Origin of the sequence: Auritidibacter sp. NML100628 (genome assembly GCF_003185985.1) — a bacterium.
In the GTDB taxonomy this organism is placed as follows: Bacteria; Actinomycetota; Actinomycetes; order Actinomycetales; family Micrococcaceae; genus Auritidibacter; species Auritidibacter ignavus.
Window position 1 is genome coordinate 107,918 of the sequence record NZ_QHLP01000001.1, and the last position, 13,594, is coordinate 121,511.

Consider the following 13,594-nt stretch of genomic DNA (forward strand, 5'->3'; position numbering starts at 1 on the left):
TGACCTCATGTCGTGTGGGCCGTCGTTAGTGCCTCGGAGAGGTTCCGCGTGTTGACAAGGGTAGCTGCGGACAGACTCGAACTGTCGACCTCACGATTATGAGTCGTGCGCTCTCACCAACTGAGCTACGCAGCCATAGTGTGCTCTGATCAAGCAACCTATATATTTTCACATAGTTAATATCAGAGAGTCAATTTGGGGTGGCGTGATCGCGACGACGGATTCTGTAGATCATCGGTGGTAGCGACGCAGATCTGGATCAGCACGAATGACTACCATGCCAGATCGTGTTGACCACCGATTCCATTCAGACAATACCGCCGGTATACATCCGACGGTGATGGCCGGGCTCGAGCGGGCGAATTCCGGCTATGCCGGCCCCTCCGGGGATGACGATGTCACTGGGGAACTCAGTCGTTTAGCGACAAACTTATTCGGTCCTGATGCCGTGATGTTTGCCGTATTCAATGGCACCGGTGGAGATATGGTGGCTTTGCAGGCAATTTGTGGCCACTTCGGCATGGTATACGCACCTGCGAGTTCCCATATTCTCAGCACCGAGTCGACCTCGATCGAAGGGCTGGCGGGGATCCGTGTCCGCCCCTGTCCGGCCCACCCGGACGGCACCTATGATATGGGGCAGTTAGAGACGGTGCTCACCCCGTCAGTAGTTCGAGACAATATTCATGTACCACGTGCGGAAGCGGTCACACTGGCGCAAGCCCCCGAACGCGCCGGTCTCTATTCGCCACAGCAACTGCGCCAGCTGACCGAGTTAGCACATCGGCACGGGTTGAAGGTCCACATGGACGGCGCACGTCTTGCCCAAGCGGCTGTGAGTTTGAACTGTTCTTTAGCAGAACTGACCGTTGATGTTGGTATCGATGTCCTTACCCTGGGCGCGACCAAGCTCGGCGCGTTAGGAGCCGAGGCGGTCGTCGTGCTTCACACGAGGGACCAGGGCGACACTCTCGGTGTCGTCGAGCGGGTTCGCAAATACACCACGCAGTTAGCTTCCAAACAGCGGTTCTTATCGGCCCAGTTGTTGGCTCTGCTTGATAACGACACCTGGTTAAACAACGCTCAGCACGCTAACGATATGGCGCGCTACCTAGCCGAGTGCGCCACACACTACGACTGGGCTCGTCCGGTTCGCGAGCCCCGCGTCAGTGGAGTATTCATCGCACTACATCCCGACAAGCTAAAGCGTGGGCGCCACCGCTATCGATTACGGCAGTGGGACACGGATGCTCAAGGGTGGCCGGTGGTACGCCTGATGTGCCCCTGGCAAACTTCGCCGGAAAATATCGAGACGTTGTGGAACGACCTCACCGACTGAAGGCACCTGTTTTTGGCTCATTGACAAGTGCCGGGACCTACACAAAGACCCGCACATTGGCCTGTGCGGGTCTTTAGTCTCTGAGCCCCGACCGGGAATCGATCCCGGGACCTCCATCTTACCAAGATGGCGCTCTACCACTGAGCTATCGGGGCAACGAGGAATGAGTTTACCAATGAATTTCGCAGAAGTGAAATCGAGAGGGCAGAATCGCGACGAACATGGTGAACGTCACGATTTCCTTCAGATAGGTCGGGTCTCAGCCAGGGCTAACCGGCGTACCAGAACGTCTTCGAGCCTTTTTTGAGCATGATGGTCTGCTCGACCATCTCGCGCAAAAGAGACCAGTTCACCTGAGCATCCCACGGAATCGTGAATTGGCTCTTGGTCGACTGATAGCCGGCCTGGCTTACTCGAGCGCGGAACTGCTCCAGGATGACGAGTTCGGGTCCCACCGCGATATGAGTTTTCGCCACACTGTAGGCGATAATAAATGTTCCGCCCAAAGTCAGCATGGGGGTGTTCCATTTGATTTCCACTGTCAAGCCAGCGTGCATGGCCTCAGTAAATCTGACGAGCGCAGCGAATTTTCCCTGATGCTCTGTGTCAGCTATCAGGTCGAGATAGTCCTGGAAGGTCACGATCGAAGCGCTCATTTCTTCGCAGCCCGCTTCTTCGCCTTGGACCAGCGTTCCTTCTTCTTTGCGGTCCGGCCCTCACGACGCGAGGTGGTCTCACGATCTCGACGACTTGGAGCGAGCCCACCACGGTCTTCCGGACGCCCCCGGTCCAATCGCAGGTTAAGACGTCGTCCGGCCACCGTGGCATCGCGCAGGGTAGCAAGCTGTTCTTTGGAGAGCTTTTCGGGTAACTCCACCAGCGAGTGCGTGGGACGAATACTGATGTCGCCGATCTCGCGGGCATCAAGGTTGGCCTCATTGGCGATAGCGCCGACGATATTGCCAGGACGCACGCGGTCTTTATGTCCCACTGCGATCCAGTAGGTGGCCTTGCCATCGGCTGGGGTAGCCACCCCACGATCGTGGTTCTTGCGGTGGCCACGTGCCGTGCGGTTTTTCTTCCCCCGATCGAGTTTCATGGGGGGTAGATCGGGTTCTTCGGCGAACAGGGGTCGGCCGTCTTGGGCCATCATCGCCAACGCCGCTGCGACGTCAACGGCAGCCACATTGTGTTCGTCGACGTAGGTGGTGACCAGCTCGCGGAAGGAGGCGATATTGGAATCTTCTTCCTCACCCAGGGTGGCAGTAATCTGGTCGGCAAAACGCTGTACCCGGGAGGCGTTGACTTCTTCAAGGGATGGCAGTTGCATCTCTTCTACCCGTTGGTCGGTAGCTTTTTCGATTGCTCGCAGTTGGTGACGTTCGCGCGGGGTCATCAGGATGATGGCGTCCCCGGCCCGTCCGGCACGACCGGTGCGACCGATGCGGTGCACATAGGAAGAGGTGTCGTGCGGAATGTCGTAGTTGATCACGTGGGAGATCCGTTCCACGTCGAGCCCGCGGGCGGCCACATCAGTGGCGACCAGAATGTCGATACGGCCGGCACGGAGATCTTCGACGGTCTTTTCTCGAATATTTTGTGGAATATCGCCCGATATCGCGGCCGCGCGAAAGCCTCTGGCCTGGAGTTTTTGGGTAAGTTCCTCGGTCATGTTCCGGGTGCGTACGAAAGTGATGATCCCGTCGGTGTCCTCGGTTTCCAGGATCCGGGTCATGGCCTCGAGTTTCCACGGGAAAGACACCTGGATGTAGCGCTGACGAATGTTCTGGGCGGTGGTTGATTCAGCTGCGATTTCCACTTGGGCCGGGTCGTTGAGGTAGTCCCCAGAGATCCGCTGAATCGCGCGTGGCATGGTGGCTGAAAACAGCGCGGTTTGTTTATCCTCGGGGGTTCCGCTCAGGATCCGGTCGACTTCTTCCGCGAATCCCATCCGCAACATCTCGTCAGCCTCGTCCAAGACGATGTAACGCATCTGAGAGAGGTCCAAGGACCCTTTTTCCAAATGGTCAATGACGCGTCCAGGGGTTCCCACGACAATGGCGGCGCCACGTCGCAGTCCTGCCAGCTGAGGGCCGTAGGCCGAGCCTCCGTAAACTGGGACGACGGTGGCTTGCGGGATTTCGGCAGCGTAGCTGGTGAAAGCTTCAGCGACCTGCAGCGCCAGCTCACGAGTGGGAGCGAGCACAAGAATGCGGGGAGCCTGGACCTCAGGGTCCCCCTCAAGAGTGTCGAGCAACCGGGCCAGGGCCGGAAGCGCGAAGGCGGCCGTTTTGCCGGTACCGGTTTGGGCTAAACCAACTACGTCGCGGCCCTGGAGCAATAGCGGGATGGTTTCGGCCTGAATTGGCGAGGGCTTCTCATATCCCAGTTTCTCTAAGGGAGCCAACAGTCGTTGGTCGCTGATCAGGTCCGAGAAGGTCACGTGGCCACTGGTCGTGGAGTTTTCGGGCACAGACATGTGCTGTGATGATTCAGTCATCGTGGGGTCCTCTATAGGGGGCAAGGAAACGAATTGGGATCGTTTTTCACACGTATTCCGGAACACCCCTGGTACGCTCCAACAGCGCACCGCGCCACAATTCTGGCACCGAGAACCTCGCTCGCCTCAGGCGCGAGAAGACAGCTAGTTCTTTGCCACAGGACATCCCGGGCTATCACAGGATGTTTCGGGGGCAGACCGGACGGTCATTCCTCTAGTGTACGCCACAAGCAACCAGCGGTGACACCTGCAAATACGCCAGCATCATCAGGAATCTCGTAGCTGAGCGAAGGCCTGACGGAGGTCTTCGACGAGATCATCGGCGTCTTCAATACCCACCGACAGTCGAACCAGGTCGTCGGGAACGGCCAATTCGGTCCCGGCTACCGACGCATGGGTCATCTCTGCCGGGTAATTCATCAGTGACTCCACTCCCCCCAGGGATTCAGCCAGCTGGAACAGGCGCGTGGACTCGGCAATCTTCTTCGCGACCGGGGCACCACCGCTGAACTGGGCCGAGACCATGCCACCTCCGGCTTTCATCTGCCGGGAGGCCAGCTCGTATTGCGGGTGAGTCGACAGTCCCGGATAGTGCACCTGGGAGACCTGTGGCTGTTCGGTCAACCATTCGGCCACAGCGGTGGCATTGGCCACGTGCCGGTCCATCCGGACACCCAGGGTCTTCAGCCCGCGGGTCACTAGGTATGCGTCCATCGGACTGTTGGTGGCCCCCGCGGCAGCTTGTTGAAATTGAACCTTGTCGGCCACCTCCTGATTTTCGGTCACCACGGCGCCACCGACTGTATCGGAGTGTCCGCCCATGTACTTGGTGGTGGAGTGCACCACCACATCGGCGCCCAGTTGCAGTGGCAACTGCAAATACGGGGTGGCGAAAGTGTTATCGACCACCAACAACGCTCTGTGCCGGTGCGCCAGCTCCGCTAGCCCGGCGATATCGGCGATCTTCATCAGCGGGTTGGTCGGCGTTTCGACCCACAACAGCTTGGTCTCCCGGGCGGTCATCACCTGATCGACCTGGTCTAGGTCGGACATATCCACCACCGTGTGAGCCAGGTGCCACTGTCCCAAGATCTTGTTAATCAGGCGGTGGGTACCGCCGTAGACGTCATTACCCATCACCAGGTGATCACCGGGAGCCGCCACTGCCATCAGCAACGCGTTTTCGGCGGCCAACCCCGAGGTGAAGGTCATGGCGCGTCCGCTCGCAGAATTACCGGTTTCCAGGGCAGCAATCTGGTTCTGCAGGGCATCACGGGTCGGGTTGGTGCCACGACTGTAGTCATAACCTTGCCGCAACTGGCCAATCGCTTCGGGCGCATAGGTGGTTGACAAGTACACCGGGGGCACGACCGACCCGTTATTCGGGTCAATGTCTTGGCCAGCGTGAATAGCTCGAGTGTTGAAACCGTGGGCACGTTGCTCAGTCATGATGACCTTCGTGAAATCCTTACTTGTCGTAGCTTGTGATAGCTCGTATTCGCCCGTCTTAGCGGGGGCTCAAGAACATTAACAGGTCGTGGTGGGTCATAATTCCAACCGCGAGGCCGTCTCGTGTGGCGATCACTGCCGAGGTGGTTGCCAGCGCGAGGTGGGCATCGCTCAGTGAGGACCGAGCCCCGAGTAATACCGGTTGATCCAGCTTGACAGTGCCGACCGGGTCGGCCGGAGTGAACCGTCCCTGAGCCAACCCGTCCATTAAGGTTGCGGTCGTGATCATCCCGCGCACTTCATTGACCCGAATGTCGGCGGTTGAGGCACTCACCACCGGCAGCGTGTCAATGCCGTACCGGTTCATGATGGAGATGGCCTCACCGACTGTGGTTTCGGTGCGGGCGGTGACGACCTCGGGCAGTGATCCCGGCAACCAGGAGTGTTTATCGTCCAAGAGCTCGGCCACCGTGGTCTCGTCCAGCTGTTGCTCAGCGGCGGTACTATCGGCAGTATCGGAGGCTCGGTCCTTGGGGTTGTCGGCATGCGGGGCGAGGCCGTCCCGGTAGGCTGTTCCCAGGCGATCGGGAATAACGGGAGTTCGCTCGCCGGTGGAGAACCCACGAGTGCTCATCCACGTATCGGAGAAGATTTTGCCCAGATAACCACGGCCGGAATCGGGCAGGATCACCACCAACACGTCATCGGCGGAGAGCTTCTCGGCTTCCCGTAGCGCTGCCACCACGGCCATACCGGATGATCCGCCCACTAGGAGCCCTTCTTCGGCAGCCAGCCGTCGCGTCATCGCGAAGGCTTCGGCGTCGGTGATGGCATACACTGCATCGGGAAGGTCCGGGTCGTAGTTGTCCGGCCACATATCTTCGCCCACACCTTCTACGTAGTAGGGCCGGCCGGCGCCACCGGAGTATACCGACCCGTCCGGGTCAGCGACCACGATCTTGACCGGGCCACCCTGACGCTGCGCGGAGACATCCTTCAGATAACGTCCCGTACCGGTCATGGTCCCACCGGTGCCTGCCGAGACAACCAGATGGCTAATTGCCCCGGCAGTGTCTTTCCAAATTTCCGGCCCAGTGGTTTCATAGTGGGATTCGGGAGCAGCCGGGTTGAAAAATTGGTTGGGCTGATAAGCCCCGGGAATACTTTCCTCCAGGCGGTTCGCGATCCCGTAGTAAGACTCTTCCGAGTCGGGCGCGACCGCGCTCTGGGAGACCATCACATCGGCACCGTAAGCCTTCAAGACGTCGCGTTTTTCAGCTCCGACCTTATCGGGAGTGACAAAAACCGACCGATAGCCTTTTTGTTGAGCCACCAGGGCCAATCCCACACCGGTATTACCTGACGTAGGTTCCACCACGGTTCCGCCCGGGGCCAGCTTTCCCTCGCTTTCGGCTCGCTCGATCATCTTCAGCGCGATGCGGTCTTTGACCGAGCCGCCGGGGTTGAGGTATTCGAGTTTGGCCAGAATGGTTGGTTGAACGTCTTTCGCCACCGAGTTGAGCTTCACCAGCGGGGTTGAGCCAATGAGGTCGAGCACGTTCTGGGCGTAGCGCATTTGTAATGACTCATGATCAGGCTGACTGGTGTGCTGTTCGGTGGTATGGTCCGGTTCAGTCATAGCCACCACGGTACCGCGTTCGCCCCCGGGGTGTCAGCGACTTCGGAACGAAACGACATCTTTGACTCGAAACTCCACAAGAACCCCATGACAGTAACCCATCGTGTGCGTAGCTTCACGACCGAGGCAGCAATTTCCTTGGCGCATACGCTGAAACCCCTGCAACGTGGCACGGGCGATCCGACCACTCAGCTACGCAAGGACGGTTTCTGGACGGCTCTGTGCCCCAACAGTCCCACCGTGTTATGGATCCAGCCTCCGGCCAGTACCACACAGCCGACCACGGTAACCGCCCATGCGTTCGGCTCCGCGCCGGAGGTCCTCGAGCAGGTCCTCGCTGGTGTGCCACAGTTGTTAGGAGTCGACGAGTCGGCGCTACAGGGGTGGGCGGAGTTCGCGCAGGCGCTACAGGCTGATGCTTGGCGTGGACTGTTGCCGTCTGCGGTCATCCGAGCCCACCATGAGCATCCTGGACTGCGACTGCCGGCGACATCCGATCTGGTGGGCGAGCTATTTCGGGTGGTGCTAGAACAGAAAGTCACCCACGATCAGGCCCGGGCGAGCTGGCGATGGTTGGTGCGTTCTTATGGGACGCCTGCTCCGCAGGTGCCCCTGACAGGCGCACCACGGCTAATGGTTCCGCCCAGCGCATCGCGTGTATGGCAGATACCGAGTTGGTCATGGCACCGGGGTGGTGTGCAACCGCCGCTGGCACGGACGATGACTGTGGTTGCTTCCCGAGCCGACACACTCGCCACGCTGGGCCAGACAGTGAGTATCGACGAACTTGCGTCCCGGCTGACCGCCCTACCTGGTATCGGCCCCTGGACTGTCGCCGAGACGTTGCAACGGACTCATGGGGCCGCTGATCTGGTCTCGGTTGGGGACTATCATCTGGCTCACCACGTCGGCGAAGCACTCATCGGGCGCAGAGTGGATGACCACCAGATGCTGGAACTCTTAGCACCTTTCGCCGGCCACCGGCACCGTGTGGTGCGTTTAATTCACCTCTCAGGGCTGCGTTTTTCGCGTTTCGGGCCGAAGCTTGCGCCCATGGATTTTCGAGGTTTTTAGGAGTCCTGGTTCTGAGTGGCCCGCACCTGGTCCATATCCAGATCCCGAACCTTCGAAATCAGATCCTCAAGCTGTTCTGCCGGCATAGCGCCGGGCTGAGCGAAGACCAGGGTCCGGTCGCGCAAGGCCATCAGGGTTGGGATCGAGGAAATATTGGCCGCGGCAGCCAGCCCCTGTTCGGCGTCGGTGTCGACCTTGCCGAAAACGATATCGGGGTGGTTTTCCGAGACCTTGTCATAGATCGGGCCAAACATCTTGCACGGCCCGCACCACTCAGCCCAGAAATCGATCAACACAATGTCATTGTCGGTAACGGTCTGCTCAAACGTGGATTCAGTCAGATCAATAGTTGCCATGGTCCCAGCCTAAAGGATCGGGATATCTGGTTGGCCAGGCTCAGCTCTAGGCCTGAAACCTGTGGACAACCTACGCCCACAGACCGCAATGACACCGGATACCACGCGGAAAAAACATCGTATGTGTCTGGATGGTGGCAGGTGAGGGATTCGAACCCCCGAAGGCAATGCCAGCTGATTTACAGTCAGCCCCCGTTGGCCGCTTGGGTAACCTGCCGCAAGGTCCGCGTTTCTCGCGAACGACAACCCACCCTACCGCAGATGCGAAAAAAACCCTAATCTTACTAAGCTAGAGTCACCGTGATGTTCACCATCACCGTGACAGCATGTCCCCACCATGGTTCAGAGGAGACCGTTATGGCTAAGGATGCCACCTTCGACATCGTGTCCAAAGTCGATCCGCAGGAGGTCGCGAATGCGCTGAATCAAGCGACCAAAGAGATCGCACAACGCTACGATTTCAAGGATGCGGCTGCCTCGATTGAACACAATGATCAGGTGATCACCATGCACGCTGCCTCAGAGGATCGCGTCAAGGCTGTGCTGGATGTGTTCCAGTCCAAGTTGGTCCGTCGCGGTATTTCACTGAAGTCTCTTGAGTCTTCCGAGCCCTTTGCCTCAGGTAAAGAGTACCGGATCACCGCCACCATTAAAGAGGGCATCGACCAGGCGACGGCGAAGAAGATTTCTAAGCTCATTCGCGATCAGGGACCCAAGTCTGTCAAAACACAGATCCAGGGTGATGAGTTGCGGGCGACCTCGAAATCCCGCGACGATCTTCAGGCCACCATTGCTTTGCTCAAAGACTTCGAAGATGCCGATCTGCAATTCGTCAATTTCCGTTAACCGCTCAACGCTAGTGTGACAAAGCCTGAGAGACGATCACGCAAGGAGAATCATGCTGTTGCTCGTGGAACCCCATCACCCGGTACGTTATGTCGATATGACCGTCGGCCGGGCATTGGTGCGTCGCAATGTCGAAAACCGTAGCTTGGACACGCTCGAGTGGGAAACCACGGACGATTACCAACCTTCGGAGGTTCTGCCCGCCGCGCTCCGTCGCGGTATTAAGACCGGTCGCGGGCTGATTGTCGACGAGGGCTTCGTCAAGACCTTCATTTCCGCCGATGTCCTCGAGGATGCCCGCGCACAACAACGTGCTCTACAGGACGAGTTGGCCTCGGTGCGCCGGACGGGAAACCAGCCTGCTTACGAACAGGCTCGCCGCCACCAGGCCGAGATCGATGAGCGCGCTGATTCCACCCGTGAGGCCACTCTGAAGGCTGCGGTGGCAGCCAAACAAGAATTCGTGGCTGAACCCATCAAAGACGAGCTACAACAGCACTGGATCGCGGTTACTCAGCGTCCGGTGGAAACCTATCCGGAGCCCAGTAACCATGACTAACGACGAGAGAGGCTGTGTTTCGGCTAGTTAGTCAACTAATCGAGCTGCCCCAAAGACCGCGCCATTCCTTCGAGACGTTGCACCCGATCTTCCATCGGCGGGTGCGTGGAGAACCAGGCTCTGGCGCTTTGACCACCGAAGGGGTTAGCGATCATCATGTGAGCTGAGCTGACCAACTTATTGTCTTCTTGGGGCAGTGGTGCGGCCTGGACACCGTGCTGGAGCTTGTACAGCGCCGAGGCCAGAGCGAGGGGATCTTCGGTCAGGCTGGCTCCATCCTGGTCCGCATCGTATTCGCGCGACCGGGAGATGGCCAATTGGACCAGACTGGCCGCCAAAGGCGCCAAGATCATCGTCAGGATGAGCCCGATGATTGCCAAGGGATTACCGCCGTTATCCCGACCGCCACGACCGGCCCCGACGAACAGCAACATGTGAGACACCGAGGTAATCAGCGAGGCCATGGCCGCAGCGATCGAGCTGGTGAGGATGTCGCGGTTGTAGACGTGCATCAGCTCGTGCCCTAACACTCCACGGAGTTCTCGGGCATTGAGCGTGTGCAAGATCCCTTCAGTACAGCACACCGCGGCGTTCTGCGGGTTCCGTCCGGTCGCAAAAGCATTGGGAGATGAGGTCGGCGAGACATAAAGCCGAGGCATGGGCTGCTGGGCCCGTTGCGACAATTCTTCCACGATTCGATACATCTCGGGTTGGTCTTGTGGCGACACCGAGTAGGCGTGCATCGATTTCAGCGCGATCTTATCGGAATTCCAGTAAGAGATCGCGATCGAAATCAACGACATGGCACCAAAGACTCCGATCCATATCATTCTCCCGGTTGCCAGTGCAATCAGCCAGCCGATTGCCAGCAGGATCACGACCAAGACCATGAACAGCACAAAGGTTTTCAAGCGGTTGTTGTGACTATGCACCGGTGACCCCCTGTGTAGACCGCGTTAACATTAATATTATGCCCAGCTTAGGCGCCCATCCTGAGTGGTAACTGATCTTCCGTGCTGGTGAGAGCAGTTATTTGTGTTGACGGGAGATCGAGACCATCTCCTCATTGGAGAAGACTTTAACCCGTTCCCGACTAATCCCTGCGGTCTGCGAGAACTCTTCTCCCAGTTTCACCTCGTGCGCATCCAGCCGGTGCCATCCTTCCCAGTCGGTGTAGCGGATTCCACGAGACTCCAACAGGTCAATAATGGCGTGTTCATCCGGTTGCTCGGCGGTATAAAGGTGCGGTTCGTCTTCGATGATGTGCCCGATGGTCTCCAGGGCATCGCCTTTAGTATGACCAATCAGCCCGACGGGACCGCGTTTAATCCATCCAGAGGTATAGAGCCCGACCACCGGCTGGTCCTTCTCATCCAGCACCCGACCCTCGCGGTGAACAATCGTGCCGGTTTTGTCGTTGAACCGCACCCCAACCAACGGGGAACCGAAGTAGCCGATGGCCCGGTAGACGGCCTGCACCGGATAGTCGATGAACTCCCCGGTGCCCTGTACGTTGCCGTCTCCGGTCAGTTCCATGCGTTGCATTCGAATTCCGGCGACATGCGTGCCGGACTCATCCGACAGAATTCTCTGCGGTGCTTGTAAGAAGTGCAGGTGCAATCGACGAGTTGCCCCGGTGTCTTCTCCGGATTCCTCACGCTCTTCTTGCTCCAACATCCAGTTGCTGAGCGTTCCCACCATGTTCTTGATCTGGTTATTGCTCTGCGCAACCTGTTCTGAGGCTTCATCGAATTCAAAGTCGTCCGGGTAGAGCACGATGTCCACATTGGGCGAGTGCGCTAATTCACGCAATTCCAAAGGCGTGAACTTCATCTGGGCCGGACCACGACGACCGAAGATATGGATGTCTTTCGCCCGGGAGTTTTTCAGGCCCTGGTAGACGTAGTCTGGGATCTCTGTCGTCAGCATTTCATCGGCGGATTTCGCCAATACACGAGAGATATCCAGGGCCACGTTGCCGTTGCCAATCACTGCAATAGATTCTGCAGACAGATCCCACTCGTGAGGTGTATGCGGGTGGGCGTCATACCAGTTGACAAATTCCGCAGCTCCGAAAGAGCCCTCCAACTCAGCACCAGCAATGTTCAACGTTGCATCGTGTACCGCACCGGTCGAGAAGACTACCGCGTCGTAGTAGCGGTGCAGGTCGGCCAATGTGAGGTCAGTGCCATAGTCAACGTGCCCAAAGAAACGAATATCGCCACGGTCCATCACCCGGTAGAGGGCTTTAATAATGCCCTTAATACGCGGGTGATCAGGAGCCACTCCATAACGGATTAGACCAAATGGGGCCGGATAGCGGTCGAAAATATCGATGCTGACCTCGAAATCTCGTTCTGCCTTAGTCAGCAGATCCGCCGTGTAAATTCCAGCTGGCCCTCCGCCGATAATCGCTACGCGCAACGGTCGGTTATCACTAGCAGTCACAAGCCATCCTTCAGTTTGAGTCGTCTCACCCATCTGCCACGGGGTGTAGCCAGCTCACTATGAGAGCATGCGGTCGGCTGACTCACCGGTGAGCATTACGACGCACGCCCCGTGCCCAGCTCGGCGGGTACACCCCAAGTCATGAGCTCACTCTACCGATTTCCGAACGCTACCCCGACGCTAAATCCGCCACACTGGCCCAGGGCGAACACCCGTGTGGGTGGATTCACAACGGACCGGATCAGGCCAGTGGGCCCTTACACACATGACGCAGATGATTAGACTAAAGGGCATGGCCGATGAATCTTCCACGAGCACCGGGGTCTTCACCGAGCTTTACCAACAGCTACCCCACAATCTGTTAGGGCGAGCCTGGTCGCCTGCCGACGGGATGCCGTTGCAGACACTGGCCGAACGGCTGGCTGCTGGACCGATCTCCGCCGAACTGCGCGACGCACATGAGCCGGTTCTCAGCGTCAACGACCTACCGATTTCTCTCGTTGAGTTCTATCTGTGTTTAGGGTCCTGTCCGGAGCTACTGGAAACGACCCATTTCTTTTTCGACCCGGATGAGTTTTTCATCGTCGATGACCACCTGGTATTTCTCGAAGATGAGGAAGAATCTGCAGCCTGGGGGATCCCCGTCGATCAGTTACCACTGCCCGACCCGTTGCTCTGGCGACGTACCGTCGGTGCAGACACACCAGATGGTGAAGGTGACTGGCTCTGTGAAGATGGCACGATCTCAGAAGTCGTTACTGACGTCATCACCTGGGCCCTGAGTGATCCCGACGAAGATGCCGAGGACCATGCCTGATTTCCACGATGTTCCCCTCACCTCCCATGCCCCAGAGGGTTACGTCTGCCCGTTTTGCGGTTTGGTCTCCGGAGACGTGGCTGATCCCAATAACCGGTGTGAAGCCTCCGATGTCGTCTATCAAGACGATGATCTGATCGTCTTTGTTGCCGTTGACGGTTTCGGCCCACATAAAGGACACGTCATGATTTCCCCGGCCGAACATTACGAATCACTGTATGTCCTCCCGGACCGGGTGCTGACCCGCATTGCCCTGATGGCCCGTGAGGTCGCCCTGGCGATGAAGCGTGCTTGGAATCCTGAGGGCATCTCCACGCGACAGCATAATGAGCCGGCCGGCAACCAACATGTCTGGCACTACCACCTCCACATTTTCCCGCGCTACTCCGACGACAGCCTGTATCGTCAGCTCCGTCAGCCGGTCGAAGTAGCTGACCGCCAGCGCATCGCCGAGGGCCTACGCCCGCATCTCAATGCCTCGGCCACCCGGTTGAACCTGGCCTGCTCCTGACTCGTGCTCCCTGGCGTCACCGGCTGACAGCCACCTGTGGACAGCGTTGTCCTTAT

The 13,594-nt window shown here is 58.3% G+C and carries 13 protein-coding genes and 3 tRNA genes; 6 read left to right on the forward strand and 10 right to left on the reverse strand.

Going from position 1 to position 13,594, the window contains the following annotated elements:
* Positions 1-61 precede the first annotated feature (61 nt).
* Positions 62-135: transfer RNA gene (locus tag DCC24_RS00555), tRNA-Met, on the reverse strand.
* A 142-nt stretch (positions 136-277) separates the two neighbouring features.
* Between DCC24_RS00555 and DCC24_RS00560 the strand changes: the two genes are divergently transcribed.
* Complete coding sequence (locus tag DCC24_RS00560; RefSeq protein ID WP_158524559.1) at positions 278-1,339, forward strand: low specificity L-threonine aldolase; 1,062 nt, start codon at positions 278-280, stop codon at positions 1,337-1,339.
* An 83-nt stretch (positions 1,340-1,422) separates the two neighbouring features.
* Here DCC24_RS00560 and DCC24_RS00565 read toward each other — a convergent pair.
* The 5 genes from DCC24_RS00565 to DCC24_RS00585 form a co-directional block, all read right to left on the reverse strand.
* Positions 1,423-1,494: transfer RNA gene (locus tag DCC24_RS00565), tRNA-Thr, on the reverse strand.
* 114 nt (positions 1,495-1,608) lie between these two features.
* Positions 1,609-1,980: an iron chaperone gene (locus DCC24_RS00570; protein WP_158524560.1), complete on the reverse strand. Its 372-nt coding sequence runs from the start codon at positions 1,978-1,980 to the stop codon at positions 1,609-1,611.
* A gap of 11 nt (positions 1,981-1,991) precedes the next feature.
* Entirely contained in the window at positions 1,992-3,839 is a 1,848-nt protein-coding gene (locus DCC24_RS00575) for a DEAD/DEAH box helicase (protein WP_110097966.1), read from the reverse strand.
* 267 nt (positions 3,840-4,106) lie between these two features.
* On the reverse strand, positions 4,107-5,288 hold the full coding sequence (locus tag DCC24_RS00580) for a cystathionine gamma-synthase (protein WP_110097967.1): 1,182 nt from the start codon (positions 5,286-5,288) through the stop codon (positions 4,107-4,109).
* 58 nt (positions 5,289-5,346) lie between these two features.
* Positions 5,347-6,864, reverse strand: coding sequence for a pyridoxal-phosphate dependent enzyme (locus DCC24_RS00585; protein WP_110097968.1), 1,518 nt, complete (start codon positions 6,862-6,864; stop codon positions 5,347-5,349).
* A 150-nt stretch (positions 6,865-7,014) separates the two neighbouring features.
* Between DCC24_RS00585 and DCC24_RS00590 the strand changes: the two genes are divergently transcribed.
* Positions 7,015-8,001: a DNA-3-methyladenine glycosylase gene (locus DCC24_RS00590; protein WP_110098185.1), complete on the forward strand. Its 987-nt coding sequence runs from the start codon at positions 7,015-7,017 to the stop codon at positions 7,999-8,001.
* Here DCC24_RS00590 and trxA read toward each other — a convergent pair.
* On the reverse strand, positions 7,998-8,357 hold the full coding sequence (gene trxA, locus DCC24_RS00595; protein WP_110097969.1) for a thioredoxin: 360 nt from the start codon (positions 8,355-8,357) through the stop codon (positions 7,998-8,000). The two genes, DCC24_RS00590 and trxA, sit on opposite strands and share 4 nt — an antisense overlap.
* Before the next feature lie 132 nt (positions 8,358-8,489).
* Positions 8,490-8,574: transfer RNA gene (locus DCC24_RS00600), tRNA-Tyr, on the reverse strand.
* A 140-nt stretch (positions 8,575-8,714) separates the two neighbouring features.
* Between DCC24_RS00600 and DCC24_RS00605 the strand changes: the two genes are divergently transcribed.
* A complete protein-coding gene (locus DCC24_RS00605; RefSeq protein WP_110097970.1) occupies positions 8,715-9,203 on the forward strand; it encodes a YajQ family cyclic di-GMP-binding protein in 489 nt (162 codons plus the stop codon).
* A 52-nt stretch (positions 9,204-9,255) separates the two neighbouring features.
* Positions 9,256-9,762 (forward strand): hypothetical protein, encoded by a 507-nt coding sequence (locus DCC24_RS00610; RefSeq protein ID WP_110097971.1) that lies wholly within the window; start codon positions 9,256-9,258, stop codon positions 9,760-9,762.
* Positions 9,763-9,797: 35 nt separating this feature from the next.
* On the opposite strand, the gene htpX is transcribed toward DCC24_RS00610, so the two are convergent.
* Positions 9,798-10,694 carry a zinc metalloprotease HtpX gene (gene htpX / locus DCC24_RS00615; protein ID WP_110097972.1) on the reverse strand — a complete coding sequence of 299 codons (897 nt, stop codon included), beginning with the start codon at positions 10,692-10,694 and terminating at the stop codon, positions 9,798-9,800.
* Positions 10,695-10,791: 97 nt separating this feature from the next.
* Positions 10,792-12,243 carry an FAD-dependent oxidoreductase gene (locus DCC24_RS00620; protein ID WP_110097973.1) on the reverse strand — a complete coding sequence of 484 codons (1,452 nt, stop codon included), beginning with the start codon at positions 12,241-12,243 and terminating at the stop codon, positions 10,792-10,794.
* Positions 12,244-12,502: 259 nt separating this feature from the next.
* Here DCC24_RS00620 and DCC24_RS00625 point away from each other — a divergent pair, with 259 nt between their 5' ends.
* Both DCC24_RS00625 and DCC24_RS00630 read left to right on the forward strand, forming a co-directional pair.
* Positions 12,503-13,027, forward strand: coding sequence for a hypothetical protein (locus tag DCC24_RS00625; protein WP_110097974.1), 525 nt, complete (start codon positions 12,503-12,505; stop codon positions 13,025-13,027).
* Positions 13,020-13,538: an HIT family protein gene (locus DCC24_RS00630; RefSeq protein WP_110097975.1), complete on the forward strand. Its 519-nt coding sequence runs from the start codon at positions 13,020-13,022 to the stop codon at positions 13,536-13,538. Before DCC24_RS00625 ends, DCC24_RS00630 begins: the two co-directional genes overlap by 8 nt.
* Positions 13,539-13,594: the final 56 nt, after the last annotated feature.

Bases quoted from the DNA above. Each gene is read 5' to 3' on its own strand.
- trxA (WP_110097969.1), bottom strand. From the start codon at position 8,357: ATGGCAACTATTGATCTGACTGAATCCACGTTTGAGCAGACCGTTACC.
- DCC24_RS00620 (WP_110097973.1), bottom strand. From the start codon at position 12,243: ATGGGTGAGACGACTCAAACTGAAGGATGGCTTGTGACTGCTAGTGAT.
- DCC24_RS00575 (WP_110097966.1), bottom strand. From the start codon at position 3,839: ATGACTGAATCATCACAGCACATGTCTGTGCCCGAAAACTCCACGACC.
- DCC24_RS00585 (WP_110097968.1), bottom strand. From the start codon at position 6,864: ATGCGCTACGCCCAGAACGTGCTCGACCTCATTGGCTCAACCCCGCTG.
- DCC24_RS00605 (WP_110097970.1), top strand. From the start codon at position 8,715: ATGGCTAAGGATGCCACCTTCGACATCGTGTCCAAAGTCGATCCGCAG.
- DCC24_RS00560 (WP_158524559.1), top strand. From the start codon at position 278: ATGCCAGATCGTGTTGACCACCGATTCCATTCAGACAATACCGCCGGT.
- DCC24_RS00610 (WP_110097971.1), top strand. From the start codon at position 9,256: ATGCTGTTGCTCGTGGAACCCCATCACCCGGTACGTTATGTCGATATG.
- DCC24_RS00590 (WP_110098185.1), top strand. From the start codon at position 7,015: ATGACAGTAACCCATCGTGTGCGTAGCTTCACGACCGAGGCAGCAATT.
- DCC24_RS00630 (WP_110097975.1), top strand. From the start codon at position 13,020: ATGCCTGATTTCCACGATGTTCCCCTCACCTCCCATGCCCCAGAGGGT.
- DCC24_RS00625 (WP_110097974.1), top strand. From the start codon at position 12,503: ATGGCCGATGAATCTTCCACGAGCACCGGGGTCTTCACCGAGCTTTAC.
- DCC24_RS00580 (WP_110097967.1), bottom strand. From the start codon at position 5,288: ATGACTGAGCAACGTGCCCACGGTTTCAACACTCGAGCTATTCACGCT.